Here is a 13,602-nt window from a genome sequence, read left to right as displayed (position 1 = left end):
GAAGTTCCCCCGGCAGGCCAGGGAAGGGTGATGATGGGCTTCGACGTCATTGGCCGGCTTCTCGGGTCGATGCGCGACCGCGACGGACAGGCGCGCGCCCTGGAGGACCTAACCCAGGCCCAGCCGGGCCCGCCGGGCCCCAGGGCTGCTCCCAACCCGGCAGAGGAGATCTATCTGGCGGTCGCCACCAAGGTGCTGAGCGGCTGGCTGGCCAACCGGCAACAGACGCTGGTGCCGCACACCCTGAACTTCCGGGTGCTGGAGCGGGCGCAGGCGGACCTCCTCCTCGCGGTCATGGCCGCCGCGGCGCAGGCCGATGGCGAGATCGACTCGCGAGAGGTGCGGCAGCTTCCCCTGGCCCTGCGCCGTGTCGGGGCCGGTGAAGACGAGGCCCGGCGGCTCGACGAGGCCCTCGCGGAGCCGCAGCACCTCGGCGTGCTTCTGGCCCGGGTGCAGGAGGCGGGCCTTGGGACCCATGCCTATGCCGCGGCCCTTCTGGCCATCAACCGGGGGGCGCGGGCGAACCGGGCCTTCCTGGACTACCTAGGGGCGCGGCTGGGTCTGGCCCCCGAGGTGGCGGGCAGCCTGGAGCGGCGCTACCGGGCCTGAGCGGGCGCCTCGCTCAGGGCGCGGAGCGAAACCTGCAGGGGTTCGCTGCCCACCAGCAGGTGGCGGGCGAGGTCAGCCAGGGTGATCCAGCCGACCACCCGCCCTTCCCCGTCGCGCACGGCGAGCCGGCGGATGGAGTGGGTGGCCATCAGGTCCATGGCGGCCTGCAGCGTATCCTCAGTCCCGCAGCCGATCACCGGGCGGGTCGCCACGTCGCGCACCAGCACCTCGGCCCCGCCCAGCCCCTTGGCGACGACGCGGTAAAGGATGTCGCGGTCGGTGACGATGCCTTCGAGCTCCTCGGCGCGGCCGACCGGAAGGGCGCCCACGTCGAGCTCGCCCATCAGTTCAGCGGCCTCGACCACGGTTGCGTCACCGGGGATGAACTCCACGTGGCGGGACATGATGTCGCCAACCCTCATGACGCGGTCCCCAGGGCGGCGTCGATCTGGGCGAGCAGCTTGGAGAAATCCACGGGCTTGGGGTGGTAGTCGTCGCAGCCGGCAGCCAGGGCCTTCTCGCGGTCGCCCGCCAGCGCATGAGCGGTGAGCGCGATGATCGGGATGGCTCGGGTCGCGGGATCGTCCTTGAGCGTGCGGGCGGCGGTCCAGCCATCCATCACGGGGAGGTTCATGTCGAGAAGGATCACCTCCGGCCGCGCCTCCCGCGCGGTGCTCACGCCCTCTTGCCCGTCATGGGCCAGCACCACCTCGTGCCCGCGCCGCTGGAGGCGGCGGGAGAGAAAGTCCCAGATCTCCTCAGTGTCTTCAACCAGCAGCAGCTTGGCCATCCGTCCCCTCTCTTTTTTCATCAGCCGGGCGGCGCCCCGCCCGTTCGGCCGCGATCCGCTTCAGCTCGGCCAGGAGCTCGTCCACGCTGTCCTCACCGGTTTGGACGATCTGGCGCACCTGGTCGCGCAGCCGAGCCCTTTCCTCGGGCGCGAGGCCGCCTTCGGTCAGGGCGATGACCGGCACGCCACGAAGGCCGGGGTCGCGGCGCAACTCGCGCAGCAGGGCGAAGCCGCCGACCTCCGGAACCTCGACGTTGACGAGGAGAAGGTCCGGGCGGCGGTGGCCCATGCTCTCGCGGGCCGCCCGCGCGTCGGGCACCTCCACCACCTCCCAGCCCTCGCCCGCGAGGAGGCCGTGGAGCTCCTCGCGTGTTGCGGCGTCCTGCTCGATCACGAGCGCATGGCCCGGCGCCGGCTGGCGGCGGTGACGGTCGAGAGTGGCCTTGAGCCTGCCCCAGTCGATCGGCTTGGTCAGGTAGTCGGCGGCCCCCAGCGAGTAGGCGAGGCCCTTCTCCCGAATCATGGAGATCATGATGACGGGGATGTCGGCCAGATCCGCGTCCGTCTTGAGTTGCGACAGCACCGCCCAGCCGTCCATGCGCGGCATCATCACATCGAGGATGATGGCCGAGGGCCGGATATCGCGCGCCATCACGAGGCCCGCCTCCCCGTCGGGGGCCACGGCCACGCCGAGGCCGTCGCGGCCCAGGAAGCGGGTCAGCAGCTCGCGCATGTGCGGGTCGTCGTCGATCACCAAGACATGGTCGGGCGCAGTCTCTGGCGGCGGAGGTTCCTCTTCGGCAGACATTGGGGCCTGGGCATCGGCAGGAAGGGTAAGGGTAAAGGTCGATCCCCGTCCTTCCTGGCTCTCCACAGCGATGCTGCCCCCCAGCATCTCGGCGAAGGCCTTCGTGAGCGCGAGGCCAAGGCCCGTGCCCCCGAAGCGGCGCGTGGTGGACACGTCCGCCTGGGTGAAGCGCTGGAACAGCTTGTCCTGCTGGTCGGGCGTCATCCCGATGCCCGTGTCGGCAACCCGGAAGGTCAGCCGCTGTCCCTTCCGCTCCACGGTCAAGGTGATCTCGCCCCCTTCGGTGAATTTGGCGGCATTCGACAGTAGGTTGAAGAGGCACTGGCGGAGCTTGACGGGGTCCGAGCGCATGATTCCCAGGTCCTCGGGCACATCGGCGCAGAAGCGGTTATCCTTCTTGGCCATCAGTGCCTCGACGGTGCCGCAGACCTCGCGCAGCAGGAGCGCGACCTCGAAGGGCTCGACCTCCACCTCCATCTTGCCGGCCTCAATCTTGGACAGATCCAGCACGCCGTTGATGAGCGTCAGAAGATGACGCGCGCTTCCCTCGATCTTGGCCAGATCCTCGCGGATGAAGGCGCCCTCTTCGCCTAGGTCCTGGGCCTCCTCGTCGAGGAGCTCGGCGTAACCGATGATGGCCGAAAGCGGCGTGCGCAGCTCGTGGCTCATGTTGGCGATGAACTGGCTCTTGGCGCGGTTGGCCTCCTCGGCGGCCTCCTTTGCCGCGGCGAGGTCCTGCTCGTGCTGCTTCCTCTCTGTCACGTCCCAGGTGATCCCCAGAGCGTAAAGGCCGCGCCCGAAGGGCTTCCGCTCGACCGAGCCCCGCGCCACCGCCCAGCGGACCTCGCCCGCTCCGGTCAGGATGCGGAACTCGAGGTCGTACTCGCCTTCAGTGCGCCGCGCCTCCTCCAGTGTAGCCTGCACGGCTTCGGCATCTTCGGGATAGAGGCGGGCGACGAAGTCCGCGTCCGAGATCGGCTCCTCGCCCCGGGGCAGGTCGAAAATCGCACGCAACCCATCGTCCGCCTCGATGGTCCCACTCTCGAAGTCCCAAGACCAGGAACCGATCCGCGCCACCTGGAGGGCGAATCGCAGCCGGCGCTCGGCCGCGATGGCGCGCGCCTCGGCGCGGCGCTGCTCGGTGATATCGGTGTTGGTGCCGAACCAGCGGGCGATGCGGCCCTCCTCGTCGGGGATCGGCACGGCGAGGGACAGGAACCAGCGGTAGCGCCCGTCTTGGCATCGCAAGGGGAAAGTCTCCTCCCAGACGGTTCCGGCCTCCAGGGCGGCCCGGTAGGACTCCTCGGCGCGGGCGAGGTGGTCCGGGTGGTGGACGGCGCGCCAGCCCCAGCCCTGCATCTGCTCGGGCGTGGTTCCGGTGTAGTCGTACCAGCGGCGATTGAACCAGGAGATCGCGCCGTCGGGATCGGCCATCCAGGTGAGCTGGGGCAGGTTCTCGGCCAGGCTACGGAACTCCTCCTCGCGATCCCGCAGCGCCGCCTCGGCCCGCCGGCGTCGAAGGTATTGCCCCACCTGCTGCCCAATGGCCGCGGCGCCGTCGAGAAAGTCGTCGTCCAGCTCCGGCCTCTCGCGACTGAAGAGCTCGATGATGCCGAGCACCCGCCGCCCCACGCGGGCCGGGATCGCCACAGCTGCGATCAGCCCAGAGGCCAAGGCTTGGTCCCGCCGTCCGGTCTCCTCCAAGTCTAGCGCCGGAACAATCTCGCCCTCGACCCAGGCCCGCCCGGGCAGATCGCTGCCCCGCTCTAGGGTCAGGGCCATGGTCCCCTCGACCAAGCCCTGCGCGTCCAGGCCGGTTGCGGTCCAGCTCGCCTCCGGGTCGAGCCGGCGGTCGCGGTGGCTCACCGTCCAGAAGAACCCGGCCTCGAAGTCCAGGCCGCTGCCGACCGCCTCCAGAAGGCGCGGCAGCACGTCGTCCAAGTCGGCGGTACCCGCGAGCAGGCGGCTAACAGTGACCTGCAGGGCCAGGCGGTTACGGGCACTACCCTGCTGGGACGTGTCGACCAGGGTTACGACGCAGCCGGCCAGCCGGCCATCGTCCCGAAGAGGCCAAGCGCAGTACTCAGCCGTGAAGAAGCTGCCGTCCTTGCGCCACAGCACCTCATTGGACAGCCGGACGGGGCGGCCAGTCAGCCGCGTTGAAATGAGCGGGCAGGAGGACTGAGGAAAGACTGAGCCATCGGGATAGCTGTGATGGATCAGATCGTGCATGTTCTGCCCGAGGACCTCGGGCTCCTCGTAACCCAGCATCTCCAGAGCCGCGCGGTTGGCGTAGGTGCAGCGCCCCTCGGCGTCGATGCGATAAAGACCGAACCCGATGGCCTCGAGCGTGTCGCGGTCCACCGGGGCCGCGTCCCGATTCGAGGCGGGGGAAGAAAGGTCCAAGGTCGCCCCCATCTGACTCGCCGCTTACGTCATCCTCATCAAACTCGGGCAGGGGGCCGCCGTTCCAGCCGGTGACCTCGCGTAGGCAAGACTTCTGGCCGCCGGCGTCAGCATCCGTGGCGAAACCAGCTGCCCGCTTGCGCGTTCTGCTGGCGCAAAGGCGAGGCGATCATGGACGAGCGCAAGGTCGAGACCGCGGCGGTGGCGGTGAAGGAGACGGCCGAGCAGACGCAGACCGCGGCCGAGAACGCCGCCAGCGCCGCCCAAGACGCCAGCGCAGCGGCCCAGACGACCACCCAGGCCGCGACCCGGACCTCGGCGGCCGCGGAGACCTCGGCGCAAGCCGCCCAGACCACAGCTGTGGCGGCGGTCATCACCAAGGACAGCGCCGAGCGCCGCACCGAGCTCGCGGGCGACCGCACCGTCTTCGCGGCCGAGCGCACCTACGCGGCCTGGGTGCGCACCGGCCTTGTGGGGCTGGCGGGCGGCATCGGGGCGCGGGCGCTGCTCGAAGGGCTGGTGCCGGGCTGGATGGCGCTGGCGCAGGCCTCGGTGCTGATGCTGTTCGCCGTCTTCTGCTTCGTGGCCGGCGTCTGGCGGCAGATCTTCAAGGTGGAGCCCGAGGCACCCGACATCGACCGCCTGCCCGGCTGGCTTCTGATCGGCGTCAACGTGTTCTTGGCGCTCGTGGCTGCGACCGCCCTCATCGGCATCTGGACCGGCGATTAGGGACGACGTGAGCCCAAGTCTCCACCGATGCGCAGCCCCTCAGGGACGACGATCCCTGTCCTCAGCCCTTTCCACGGGCATACCCTCTTCCAGCTCCTGGCGCAGCTGCCCCAGCTCGCGGTCAAGGAAGAAAGAGATGAGAGACCGGATCAGGACCAGAAGCCCCAAGTAGATGACGTCGGCGATGGCCAGGCTCAGCGCCGAGTGGATGATGTCTGACACGATCAGGAGTTCGAGCCCGGCCAGGATGTAGCGGCCGAGCTCGACTCGGCCCCGGTTGGTGCGCCGCACCCGATCCGCGCTCTCACGGGACAGCTCCGCCCGCAGGACATTCAGGATGAAGCGGAGAGCCCCGATGAGCAGCAGCAGAGTCGCAAGCACGTCGATGCCGGCCGAAACCCACTCCAGGGTGGCCCCGAGCCAGGCCAGTTCGCCGTGGAGCAGGCTCTCGCCCGCGCCGGTCTCCCAGAAGGACGTCCCCGCTCCTTCCATCTCGGTATCCTAGGGGCTCAGGCTACTCACGCGTGACGAAGGACGTAGAACGGCAGGGTCAATCGGGCAGATGCCTTGAGCTTGTCGGATTAGCAGACAGGTGCCACGGAACCACGATGAAGGATCGAGGTCAGAATGGCTGGTGACCTCCGGTGCTGGTCTTCGTCACTGATCTCCTTGGGCATAACGGAGTGGCGGCCCCATTGGGTCGAGAAGATGCGTGACGACGGCTCAGACCGCGCCAGGCTGTAGTGGTGATGGGAAGCCATCACGAATTGGACGCGCTCGGGGCGCGTCTTGCTTGCCCGACGGGACCGGGCAGGTTCTTTCGGCATTTTCCACTCTCGGCGCCATAAGGTGTGTGCTAAAGGCGCCCCGCGACCACAGGAGTCCCGGAATGGCCAGCGGCACGGTGAAGTTCTTCAACGCGAGCAAGGGGTTTGGCTTCATCCAGCCGGACGACGGAGGCCCGGACGTGTTCGTCCATGCCACCGCTCTCGAGCGGGCCGGGCTCCGGGACCTTAACGAAGGCGACCAGGTCAGCTTCGAGGTCGAAGAGGACCGCCGCTCGGGCAAGGAGTCGGCGGTAGACCTGCGGGTGACCGGCTCGGAATCCCGCTCTAGCGACCGGCCGGACCAGCGTTCGCAGAGCGGCTACCGCCCTCATGGCGACACTCAGCGCTCCATGAGCGCCCATCGGGGCCAGGGCTCCCTCCAAGCCGGGAGCAGCGGCCGGGGCACGGTCAAGTGGTTCAACAGCACCAAGGGTTTTGGTTTTATCGGGCTCGAGAGCGGTGGCGGGGACGTCTTCGTCCACATCTCGGTCGTAGAGCGGGCAGGCCTGCGGGACCTGCGCGAGGGACAGGTCATCTCCTTCGATATCGAGCAGGATCGCTCGGGTAAGTCTTCGGCGACCAACCTGCGCCTGGAAGATTGAATGAGCGAAACGGCCGCCCGGGGACATGGTCAGTCCCCGGGGCCACTGCGATGAGCCTCAAGCCGCCTGCTGCTGGGCCGCCGCGTTGATGGTTGACTCGGCGAGTTCGGTCAGGAGTTGGTCGGTCTTCTCCTCCTCGGCCAGCGTCTCGCGTAGGAGGCGCTCGGCCTCGGCGTTGCCGAGCTGCTTGGCCCAGGCCGCGAGTGTGCCGTAGCGGGCGATCTCGTAATGCTCGATGGCCTGCGCGGCACCCAGGAGGCCCGCGTCGAGGGCGGGGGAGTCCTTGTACTCCTCCAGGATCTCCTCGCCTTCCTCGGCCAAGCCGTCGAGCGCGGCGCAGGTCTTGCCCGAGGCCCGCTTGCCGATGGTCTCGAAGACCTGCTGGAGCCGCTCGATCTGGCCTTCGGTCTCGTCGCGATGGGTCTCGAAGGCCTGCTTGAGCTCGGGGCTCCGGGCCGCGCGGGCCTGCTTTTTGAGGGCCTGAAGGGCCTTCTTCTCCGCATAGAGGGCGTCGCGGAGGCCGTCGTGGAAGAACTTCTCGAGGTTCGCGGCGGGCATAGCCGTCTCCGTGCTGGTGTCCGTAAGCCCGTCAAACGCCGGGCCACCCGGCCTGTTCCGCCCCCGACGGAGGACCTCGGAGCCCAGCAGCTTGCTTGCCGATGGCTAAGGACCTTGCTCTCTGCTAGCTGCCGCCACTGAGGGATGCCGCCCGGTGGCTGGATGTTCTGATCCGGTCCTAGCCCACAGGTCGCGATAACGGCTACGGCCTCCTGTTGTTTGTGGCTCACTCCGGTGGTGGTCCCAGGATCTCTACCCCGAACTCGGCCGCGATCGCCACGACCTCGTCCAAGTCGTCCTCCCCTAGCTCACGCTCGGCGACCACTTGGAAGAAGCGCTCGAGCCCAGCGGGCGTGATCACGGTGAGCAGGCGGCCCGTGCCGGGTCCGATGTTCTGGAAGGTATGCGCCTGATCCCTGGGCAGGAGCGCCACCCCACCCGGCCCAATGTCGAAGACCTCGTCGCCGCGCCAGATGCGGAAGGTGCCCTCGACGACATAGGACACCTCGTCCTCGCGCGAGTGGCGGTGCCACGGGCCGGCCACGTCGGGGGGCACGATCTCTTCGATCACTGACGCGTCCACCGGCGAGCCCAGGGGGTCACTCCTCAGGATCACCGTCTCGCCGAAGACGTGCAGCTCTTGGTCGAGTGATGCTTGAATATCGCGATCAGTCAAGTCGGCCATTGATCGTCCTCAGAGCAGCCAAGCGAAGGCGTAGGTTTGTTCAAGGCTCATCCGCGAACAAGGACAGCCGCAAAGGCTAGTAGCTTGCAACCTTCAGAGCGCCTGGAGGTTCGGTGGCTACACAGACCGCAAAGGAAACGTGACATGACCTACACGGACGCCACCTCATCCGGCCTCATGTCCTCGGACGAGGCGAAGCAGAGCTACATCATGGGCATCCAGAGCGCCCATGCCCTCGAGACGCAGGCCACCCAGCTCATCAACCGGCAGCTCGAACGGATCGAGAGCTATCCCGAGGTGGCGGCCATCCTCCGCCAGCACTACGGCGAGACCGAGGCGCAGCTCCAGCGGCTCGACGGCATCCTGCAGGAGCTGGGCACCAGCTCCTCGGGGCTGAAGGATTTCGCGACCGGGCTGTCCGGCAACATGGCAGCCATGGCGCACACCATCATGTCCGACGAGATCATGAAGAACCATTTCGCCAACGTGGCCTTCGAGGCCTTCGAGCAGGCGACCTACCGGTCGCTGATCGCGATGGCGCAGGCCACCGGGTTCCAGCACCACGTGGCCATCTACGAGGCGAGTCTGCGCGAAGAGGAGAAGACCTTCGCCACGCTCCTCAACATGACCGACCAGCTGACGACCAAGTTCATGCAGCTTTCGCTTTCGGGCGAGCAGGCCAAGCGCTGAGGCGTACCTAAGGTCAGACGCCCAGTCGAGACCGGGTGCCTCGGCGAGCAAGCGCTGCCTCCGCGCCATTATGCAAGACTGGAGGCAGCGCTCCGCTGTCGTAGCGCCAAGGTTGCCGAGCACCAAGGAACTGCCCTCAGCACCGAGCGTTCCCCGACACCAGCTCAGGACCAAGGAGTGACCCCATGCGCGCGAATCTCAGGCCGCTGGTCCAGCAGACCCTGGTCATCACTGGCGCGTCGAGCGGCATCGGCCTGGCCACGGCCCAGGAGGCGGTGAGGCGGGGCGCCGCGGTGGTGCTCGCGGCCCGCAACGAGGACGCGCTCAATCAGGTCGCGCGCGAGTTGCAGGCGCAAGGCGGCCGTGTGGCGGTCTGCGTGGCGGACGTGGCCCAAGACGCCGATGTCGAACGGATCGCTGAGACGGCGCTTCAGGAGTTCGGCGGCTTCGACACCTGGGTCAACGACGCAGCGGCCGCCACGTTCGGGACGCTGGAGGAGACGCCGATGGCGGATCACCGCCGCGCCTTCGATGTGAACTACTTCGGCCTGGTGAAGGGCTCTCTCGTGGCTGCGCGCCACCTGCGCGAGCGTGGGGGCGGCGCCATCATCAACCTGGGCTCCGTGCTCTCGGACCGCGCCGTCATCGACCAGGGCCCCTACTGCGCCACCAAGCACGCGATCAAGGCCTTCACGGACGTCCTGCTGGATGGAGCTCGAGCGGGACGGGGCGCCCATTGCGGTGACCCTGATCAAGCCCGGCAGCATGCACACCCCTTACCCCGAGCACGCCCGCAGCTACGTCGATCAGCCCATGCGCGTGCCCCCCGTGGTCTATGATCCGCGGCTGGTGGCGGACGCCATTCTGTTTGCCGCCGAGCACCCCCGGCGCACGCTCGTGATCGGCGGCAACGGCCTGATGATCTCGCTTATGGGACAGGTGGCGCCGCGGCTCACGGACCTCGTCATGGAAGCGATCGGCCGGCCCGCTCAGATCAAGCCGCAGGACCCGGGCGATCCGGCCAAGCGCGACAACCTTTACGAGCCCCGCCCCGACGGCGTGGTCGACGGGAGCCAGGACGTCTACGTCCGCCGGCAGAGCCTCCTGCTGGAAGCGCAGAAGCGGCCCATGGCCACGGCCGCCGTGCTGGGCGCAGTCGGCTGCCTGACCTGGATCGCTCTGTCGAGCCGTCGACGGCCCTCGGCCCTGCCAGGACGCGAAGACATGGCGCGTAGCAGCACTTATCCTGCCCGGGAGGTAGCACCGGGCGATCTTGTCCCACAGCTGCGGCGAGGGGGAGCCGCCGCCCCGGCTGTGCCTTTTGCTGGCCGAAGCGGGGCGATAGGGCTCACCCGCCCAAATCGCTTGCGTCCACTCGGAAGGTCAACGCAACCGGCCCTGCATCAGCTCCGTTCGACGGCATCGACTGGGGGTCCATCTGAGAATCCGGCAGATAGCCAGGTTCAAGTAGCCAGGTTCAAGTGAACCTATCTGGTTGGCCTCGCGGCGACACCGGCATAGACGGGACGAAGCAGAGAGCGAGGGCACACAGCTTGGGCATTCTCGAGCGGCACAACGTAAAGATCACTGGCCGCGGCGATCGTGCGATGATGTTCGCGCATGGCTTTGGCTGCGATGAGAACATGTGGCGCTTCGTGGCGCCGGCCTTCGAAGATCGCTTTCGCGTAGTGTTGTTCGACCATGTGGGCGCGGGCGGGTCGGACCTGAGCGCCTACGACCCGGCGAAGTACGGCAGCCTCCAAGGCTATGCCGATGACGTGGTCGCCATCGCCCGCGAACTCGGGATCGGAGATCGTGTCCCGCTTTGAGCTCCGCACTATGCGGGATGTTTCACCAGAAGACCAACAGCCAAGCCCACAACGTCTGCAGGGTCGTAGGGCTTCGGCAGAACGGCAGCGACGGCCGGGTTCAGCCACTCGGTCTCAGGGCGTGTCGCATAGCCGGAAGCAATCACGACCGGCAGACCAGGACGCTGGTCGGCGAGCCACGCCGCCAGTCCCAACCCGTCGAGCCTGCCCGGCATGCGCACGTCCGTGACGACCAGAGCCACTTCAAGGCCACCCTCGAGCAACGTCACGGCCTCATCGCCAGAGCCTGCCTCATGAACCACAAACCCCGCATCCTCGAGCTCGCCTACGAGCATCATCCGGATCAGGGCCTCATCTTCGACCAGCAGTATGGGCTCCTTGTTACCTTGCATTTCCACTCTTCTTGGCGCTGATATCAGGAAAGTCGAAGGGTGACCGTGGTGCCGTGCCCGGCCCCGGTCCGGCTGTCCACATCGACACCAGCCTCCCGCGCCAGCGCGCGGGTAAGCTGAGTGCCCAGCCCCTCGGCCACACTGCTCTCGGTGAAGCCAACTCCGTTGTCCGCGATGCGAACCTCGGGGCCGGAGGCCTCGATGCGCAACTCGACTGTGAGGCAGCCCGCTTGGCCTAACGGCCAGGCGTGCTTGAGAGCATTCAGGATAACCTCGTAGCAGAGGAGCCCTAGGGGCATCGCACGAGCCACGTCCAAGGTGAGCGGTCCATTGAAGCTGCGCACGAGACGAACGTGTCCATTGCCATGGATGCGGACGAGCTCGGACGCCATGTCGTCGAGTGCGGACGCAAAGTCCACGTCGTGAAGGGTCTCGGTGTCATAGATCCGTGCCTGCACGAGACCGAGCGCCCGCATGCGGCCAGCCAGATCCTTCAACTCGGCCGCGACCTCGCCGCCCCGCGTGCGCGCCCGCATCCCAAGCAGGCTTGTGATAGTCTGCAAGTTGTTCTTCACCCGATGGTGAAGCTCGCGCACGATCGTTTGCTGATGTTCGAGGGCGCTGGCGAGCTGGCGCTCGCGAGCCGAGAGCGCGGTGCGGTTGCGGGCGCTCTCGACGGCGATCTTCATGGACGCCCTCAGCCGAGGCAGCTGCCGGGCTGACTTGACGACATAGTCGTCCAACCCCGCTTTCATCAGCTCAACCGCTGTGGTCTCGTCGCCCGAGTCGGTGAACATGATGACCGGGCACGTGGGATGAAGCGCCCGCACCCGGGCCAGGACCTCGCGACCGTTGCCCCACTTGAGGGCCAAGTCGGTCACCACGGGGTCAAACGGTGGCCCCGCCAGAGCGGCCTCGAGGTCCTCTCGCGAGCCGGCCTCGATGACTTCGCCTTGAGGGTAGAGCGCCTCCGCCTGACGCCGGACCATGGCGCGGTCATCGGGCTCGTCATCAACGGTGAGCACTCGCACAACCTCGCCGCTCACGCGCCGATTACTCGGTTGAGCTTTATCCAGAACGCATCCAGCGTCTGCACCATCCCTAGCAGCGCATCCCGTGAGACGGGCTTGACGAGATAGGCGTTGGCGCCCCGCCGGTAGGCTCGTTCGATGTCGACGGTCTGGTCGGACGACGTCAACACCACCACCGGCGTGTGCTGGGTGGCAGCATAAGAACGGATGGCGTCCAGCACCTCGAAGCCGGAGCGGCGGGGCAACTTGAGATCGAGTAGGACCAGGCCCGGCAAGGGATATCGCTCCCGATCCGCGTAGATCCCTCCTGCCGTCACATAGGCCACTGCGGCGTCGCCATCCGACACGGTGACTAGAGGATTGCCGATCCCGACCTTGTCGAAGGCATAGCGGATGAGTTCGATGTCATCCTCATTGTCCTCGACCAGAAGGACGGTGCTCATCTCGTTCATGCCTGGGCTCCCCCCGTCCGTCAGCCTATGCGGCCGGCTTTGGGGCGGCAAGCTCGACCCAGAACCGCGCCCCTGCCTCGGGCGTCGACTCCACGCCCGCCCGGCCGCCCATGCGCTCGGCTCCCGCCTTCACGATGGCCAAGCCGATGCCGTTGCCAGGGTAAGCTTCCTGGCCGTGCAGCCGCTCGAAGGTGCCAAAGATCCGCTCCTGGTGCTCAGGTGCGATACCGATGCCCTGGTCCTCCACCCAAAGGCGCACGTGCCCGTCGAACTCTTGACCCCAGACCCGAACCTGCGCTGGCTCGCCGTCCTTGCGGAACTTGACCGCGTTGGTTAGCAAGTTCCCCACTACCTGCTTCAGAACCGTGGGCTCAGCTGCGACCTTCGGTAGCGGCTCGTCGATGCGGATGATGGCATCCTCGGGCCCGGCGAGGGCGTGGGCTTCGTTGGCCGCCGTACGGACGATGCCGGTCGGATCAATGGCGCGCAGGCTTACGTCGATCCGCTGCAGGCGGCTGAAGGTCAGAAGGTCGCTGATAAGCGCCTCCATACGCTGGGCTGCCGCCACGATGCGCTCCGCATGGCGCTTGCCTTTGGGCCCGAGCCCATCGGCAAAGTCATCGAGGAGAATGCGAGCAAACCCCTCCATGCCACGCAGCGGGGCCCGGAGGTCATGCGATACCGTGTAGGCGAACGCCTCGAGTTGCGTGTTGGCGACCTCCAGATCGGCCGTGCGCTCGGCTACCATCCTTTCCAGGTCGCGATTGAGGCGGCGCACTTCCGCTTCGCCCGCCTCGGCCCGGACCCGGGCCGCTCGCATGCGTCCGGCCAGAAGCGACACGGCTACAGACATGGCGACAAAGCTGGCGGCCTCCAGGGCATACTCGGCCGAGGCCGGCACAGCGGAGCCCCGAGGTGGAACAAAGGCCCAGAGCGCCGTTACAGCCGACAGCAAGGTAGCCATCAGGCCCACTCGGGTGCCGCCGGCAACCGACGCGGCCAGGACCGCAAGTGTGAAGAACAGGAAGGGCGCCCTGTCATGTAGCACGGGGTCGAGCGCCCAGCGGACGCCAAAGGCTGCAACCACAGCGACAACCGCAACGAGGATGGATCGGGCTCTTACCATTTCCTCTTCAGCACCCCCATCTGCCCTTACAGTCCACTCACCGGGCTGCTACCGCTTAGGCCCGAGTT

General features: G+C 67.4%; 17 protein-coding genes and 1 pseudogene. 8 read left to right on the top strand and 10 right to left on the bottom strand.

Annotated features, from left to right (window positions below):
* Positions 1 to 30 precede the first annotated feature (30 nt).
* Positions 31 to 609, top strand: coding sequence for a DUF533 domain-containing protein (locus RUMESO_RS10660; protein WP_037280131.1), 579 nt, complete (start codon positions 31 to 33; stop codon positions 607 to 609).
* Here the strand turns inward: RUMESO_RS10660 and RUMESO_RS10655 are convergent.
* From RUMESO_RS10655 to RUMESO_RS10645, 3 genes are read right to left on the bottom strand one after another with little or no spacing between them, the layout of a single operon-like run.
* Positions 597 to 1,031, bottom strand: a complete 435-nt coding sequence (locus RUMESO_RS10655) for a CBS domain-containing protein (protein ID WP_037280130.1) — start codon at positions 1,029 to 1,031, stop codon at positions 597 to 599. The genes RUMESO_RS10660 and RUMESO_RS10655 overlap by 13 nt on opposite strands.
* A complete protein-coding gene (locus RUMESO_RS10650; protein ID WP_037280129.1) occupies positions 1,028 to 1,399 on the bottom strand; it encodes a response regulator in 372 nt (123 codons plus the stop codon). Before RUMESO_RS10650 ends, RUMESO_RS10655 begins: the two co-directional genes overlap by 4 nt.
* On the bottom strand, positions 1,377 to 4,613 hold the full coding sequence (locus RUMESO_RS10645; RefSeq protein ID WP_169791158.1) for a PAS domain S-box protein: 3,237 nt from the start codon (positions 4,611 to 4,613) through the stop codon (positions 1,377 to 1,379). The genes RUMESO_RS10650 and RUMESO_RS10645 overlap by 23 nt, the downstream gene beginning before the upstream one ends.
* 171 nt (positions 4,614 to 4,784) lie before the next feature.
* On the opposite strand from RUMESO_RS10645, the gene RUMESO_RS10640 reads away from it, so the two are divergent.
* Positions 4,785 to 5,342 carry a YidH family protein gene (locus RUMESO_RS10640; RefSeq protein ID WP_082483807.1) on the top strand — a complete coding sequence of 186 codons (558 nt, stop codon included), beginning with the start codon at positions 4,785 to 4,787 and terminating at the stop codon, positions 5,340 to 5,342.
* A gap of 39 nt (positions 5,343 to 5,381) precedes the next feature.
* Here RUMESO_RS10640 and RUMESO_RS10635 read toward each other — a convergent pair whose 3' ends face one another.
* On the bottom strand, positions 5,382 to 5,834 hold the full coding sequence (locus RUMESO_RS10635) for a DUF1622 domain-containing protein (RefSeq protein WP_051521226.1): 453 nt from the start codon (positions 5,832 to 5,834) through the stop codon (positions 5,382 to 5,384).
* A 397-nt stretch (positions 5,835 to 6,231) separates the two neighbouring features.
* Here RUMESO_RS10635 and RUMESO_RS26360 point away from each other — a divergent pair.
* A pseudogene (locus RUMESO_RS26360) lies at positions 6,232 to 6,429 on the top strand (cold-shock protein); the annotation flags it as partial.
* A gap of 90 nt (positions 6,430 to 6,519) precedes the next feature.
* The gene (locus RUMESO_RS26355; RefSeq protein WP_211262861.1) at positions 6,520 to 6,771 is read left to right on the top strand and encodes a cold-shock protein; all 252 of its coding nucleotides are present in this window, start codon (positions 6,520 to 6,522) and stop codon (positions 6,769 to 6,771) included.
* A 57-nt stretch (positions 6,772 to 6,828) separates the two neighbouring features.
* Here RUMESO_RS26355 and RUMESO_RS10625 read toward each other — a convergent pair whose 3' ends face one another.
* The gene (locus RUMESO_RS10625) at positions 6,829 to 7,329 is read right to left on the bottom strand and encodes a YciE/YciF ferroxidase family protein (RefSeq protein ID WP_037280126.1); all 501 of its coding nucleotides are present in this window, start codon (positions 7,327 to 7,329) and stop codon (positions 6,829 to 6,831) included.
* Positions 7,330 to 7,555: 226 nt separating this feature from the next.
* A complete protein-coding gene (locus RUMESO_RS10620; RefSeq protein ID WP_037280124.1) occupies positions 7,556 to 8,014 on the bottom strand; it encodes a cupin domain-containing protein in 459 nt (152 codons plus the stop codon).
* Between the two features lie 144 nt (positions 8,015 to 8,158).
* Between RUMESO_RS10620 and RUMESO_RS10615 the strand changes: the two genes are divergently transcribed.
* The 4 genes from RUMESO_RS10615 (at position 8,159) to RUMESO_RS10605 (ending at position 10,533) form a co-directional block, all read left to right on the top strand.
* The gene (locus RUMESO_RS10615; protein ID WP_051521224.1) at positions 8,159 to 8,704 is read left to right on the top strand and encodes a DUF892 family protein; all 546 of its coding nucleotides are present in this window, start codon (positions 8,159 to 8,161) and stop codon (positions 8,702 to 8,704) included.
* A 185-nt stretch (positions 8,705 to 8,889) separates the two neighbouring features.
* Positions 8,890 to 9,543 (top strand): SDR family NAD(P)-dependent oxidoreductase, encoded by a 654-nt coding sequence (locus RUMESO_RS26350; protein WP_051521223.1) that lies wholly within the window; start codon positions 8,890 to 8,892, stop codon positions 9,541 to 9,543.
* Positions 9,446 to 10,189 carry an SDR family oxidoreductase gene (locus tag RUMESO_RS26345; RefSeq protein ID WP_211262858.1) on the top strand — a complete coding sequence of 248 codons (744 nt, stop codon included), beginning with the start codon at positions 9,446 to 9,448 and terminating at the stop codon, positions 10,187 to 10,189. Before RUMESO_RS26350 ends, RUMESO_RS26345 begins: the two co-directional genes overlap by 98 nt.
* Before the next feature lie 68 nt (positions 10,190 to 10,257).
* Positions 10,258 to 10,533, top strand: a complete 276-nt coding sequence (locus RUMESO_RS10605) for an alpha/beta fold hydrolase (RefSeq protein ID WP_211262857.1) — start codon at positions 10,258 to 10,260, stop codon at positions 10,531 to 10,533.
* A gap of 8 nt (positions 10,534 to 10,541) precedes the next feature.
* Here the strand turns inward: RUMESO_RS10605 and RUMESO_RS10600 are convergent, their stop codons facing one another.
* Genes RUMESO_RS10600 through RUMESO_RS10585 form a run of 4 tightly spaced genes read right to left on the bottom strand, consistent with a single transcriptional unit; the run spans position 10,542 to position 13,534 of the window.
* Positions 10,542 to 10,925: a response regulator gene (locus tag RUMESO_RS10600; protein WP_037280122.1), complete on the bottom strand. Its 384-nt coding sequence runs from the start codon at positions 10,923 to 10,925 to the stop codon at positions 10,542 to 10,544.
* A gap of 23 nt (positions 10,926 to 10,948) precedes the next feature.
* Positions 10,949 to 11,950, bottom strand: coding sequence for a sensor histidine kinase (locus RUMESO_RS10595; protein WP_156362866.1), 1,002 nt, complete (start codon positions 11,948 to 11,950; stop codon positions 10,949 to 10,951).
* Positions 11,951 to 11,967: 17 nt separating this feature from the next.
* Entirely contained in the window at positions 11,968 to 12,408 is a 441-nt protein-coding gene (locus RUMESO_RS10590) for a response regulator (RefSeq protein ID WP_037280119.1), read from the bottom strand.
* Between the two features lie 25 nt (positions 12,409 to 12,433).
* Positions 12,434 to 13,534 carry a PAS domain-containing sensor histidine kinase gene (locus RUMESO_RS10585; RefSeq protein WP_051521221.1) on the bottom strand — a complete coding sequence of 367 codons (1,101 nt, stop codon included), beginning with the start codon at positions 13,532 to 13,534 and terminating at the stop codon, positions 12,434 to 12,436.
* Between the last annotated feature and the right edge of the window lie 68 nt (positions 13,535 to 13,602).

Source organism: Rubellimicrobium mesophilum DSM 19309 (genome assembly GCF_000600335.2).
Classification (GTDB): domain Bacteria; phylum Pseudomonadota; class Alphaproteobacteria; order Rhodobacterales; family Rhodobacteraceae; genus Rubellimicrobium; species Rubellimicrobium mesophilum.
The sequence above is the reverse complement of the archived record's forward strand: the minus strand, read 5'-3'. Positions and strand labels throughout refer to the sequence as shown.

Coding starts and splice junctions, on each gene's coding strand:
- RUMESO_RS10655 (WP_037280130.1), bottom strand. CDS start 1,031: ATGAGGGTTGGCGACATCATGTCCCGCCACGTGGAGTTCATCCCCGGT.
- RUMESO_RS10620 (WP_037280124.1), bottom strand. CDS start 8,014: ATGGCCGACTTGACTGATCGCGATATTCAAGCATCACTCGACCAAGAG.
- RUMESO_RS26355 (WP_211262861.1), top strand. CDS start 6,520: ATGAGCGCCCATCGGGGCCAGGGCTCCCTCCAAGCCGGGAGCAGCGGC.
- RUMESO_RS10585 (WP_051521221.1), bottom strand. CDS start 13,534: ATGGTAAGAGCCCGATCCATCCTCGTTGCGGTTGTCGCTGTGGTTGCA.
- RUMESO_RS10625 (WP_037280126.1), bottom strand. CDS start 7,329: ATGCCCGCCGCGAACCTCGAGAAGTTCTTCCACGACGGCCTCCGCGAC.
- RUMESO_RS10660 (WP_037280131.1), top strand. CDS start 31: ATGATGGGCTTCGACGTCATTGGCCGGCTTCTCGGGTCGATGCGCGAC.
- RUMESO_RS10615 (WP_051521224.1), top strand. CDS start 8,159: ATGACCTACACGGACGCCACCTCATCCGGCCTCATGTCCTCGGACGAG.
- RUMESO_RS10600 (WP_037280122.1), bottom strand. CDS start 10,925: ATGCAAGGTAACAAGGAGCCCATACTGCTGGTCGAAGATGAGGCCCTG.
- RUMESO_RS10635 (WP_051521226.1), bottom strand. CDS start 5,834: ATGGAAGGAGCGGGGACGTCCTTCTGGGAGACCGGCGCGGGCGAGAGC.
- RUMESO_RS26350 (WP_051521223.1), top strand. CDS start 8,890: ATGCGCGCGAATCTCAGGCCGCTGGTCCAGCAGACCCTGGTCATCACT.
- RUMESO_RS10590 (WP_037280119.1), bottom strand. CDS start 12,408: ATGAACGAGATGAGCACCGTCCTTCTGGTCGAGGACAATGAGGATGAC.
- RUMESO_RS10650 (WP_037280129.1), bottom strand. CDS start 1,399: ATGGCCAAGCTGCTGCTGGTTGAAGACACTGAGGAGATCTGGGACTTT.
- RUMESO_RS10640 (WP_082483807.1), top strand. CDS start 4,785: ATGGACGAGCGCAAGGTCGAGACCGCGGCGGTGGCGGTGAAGGAGACG.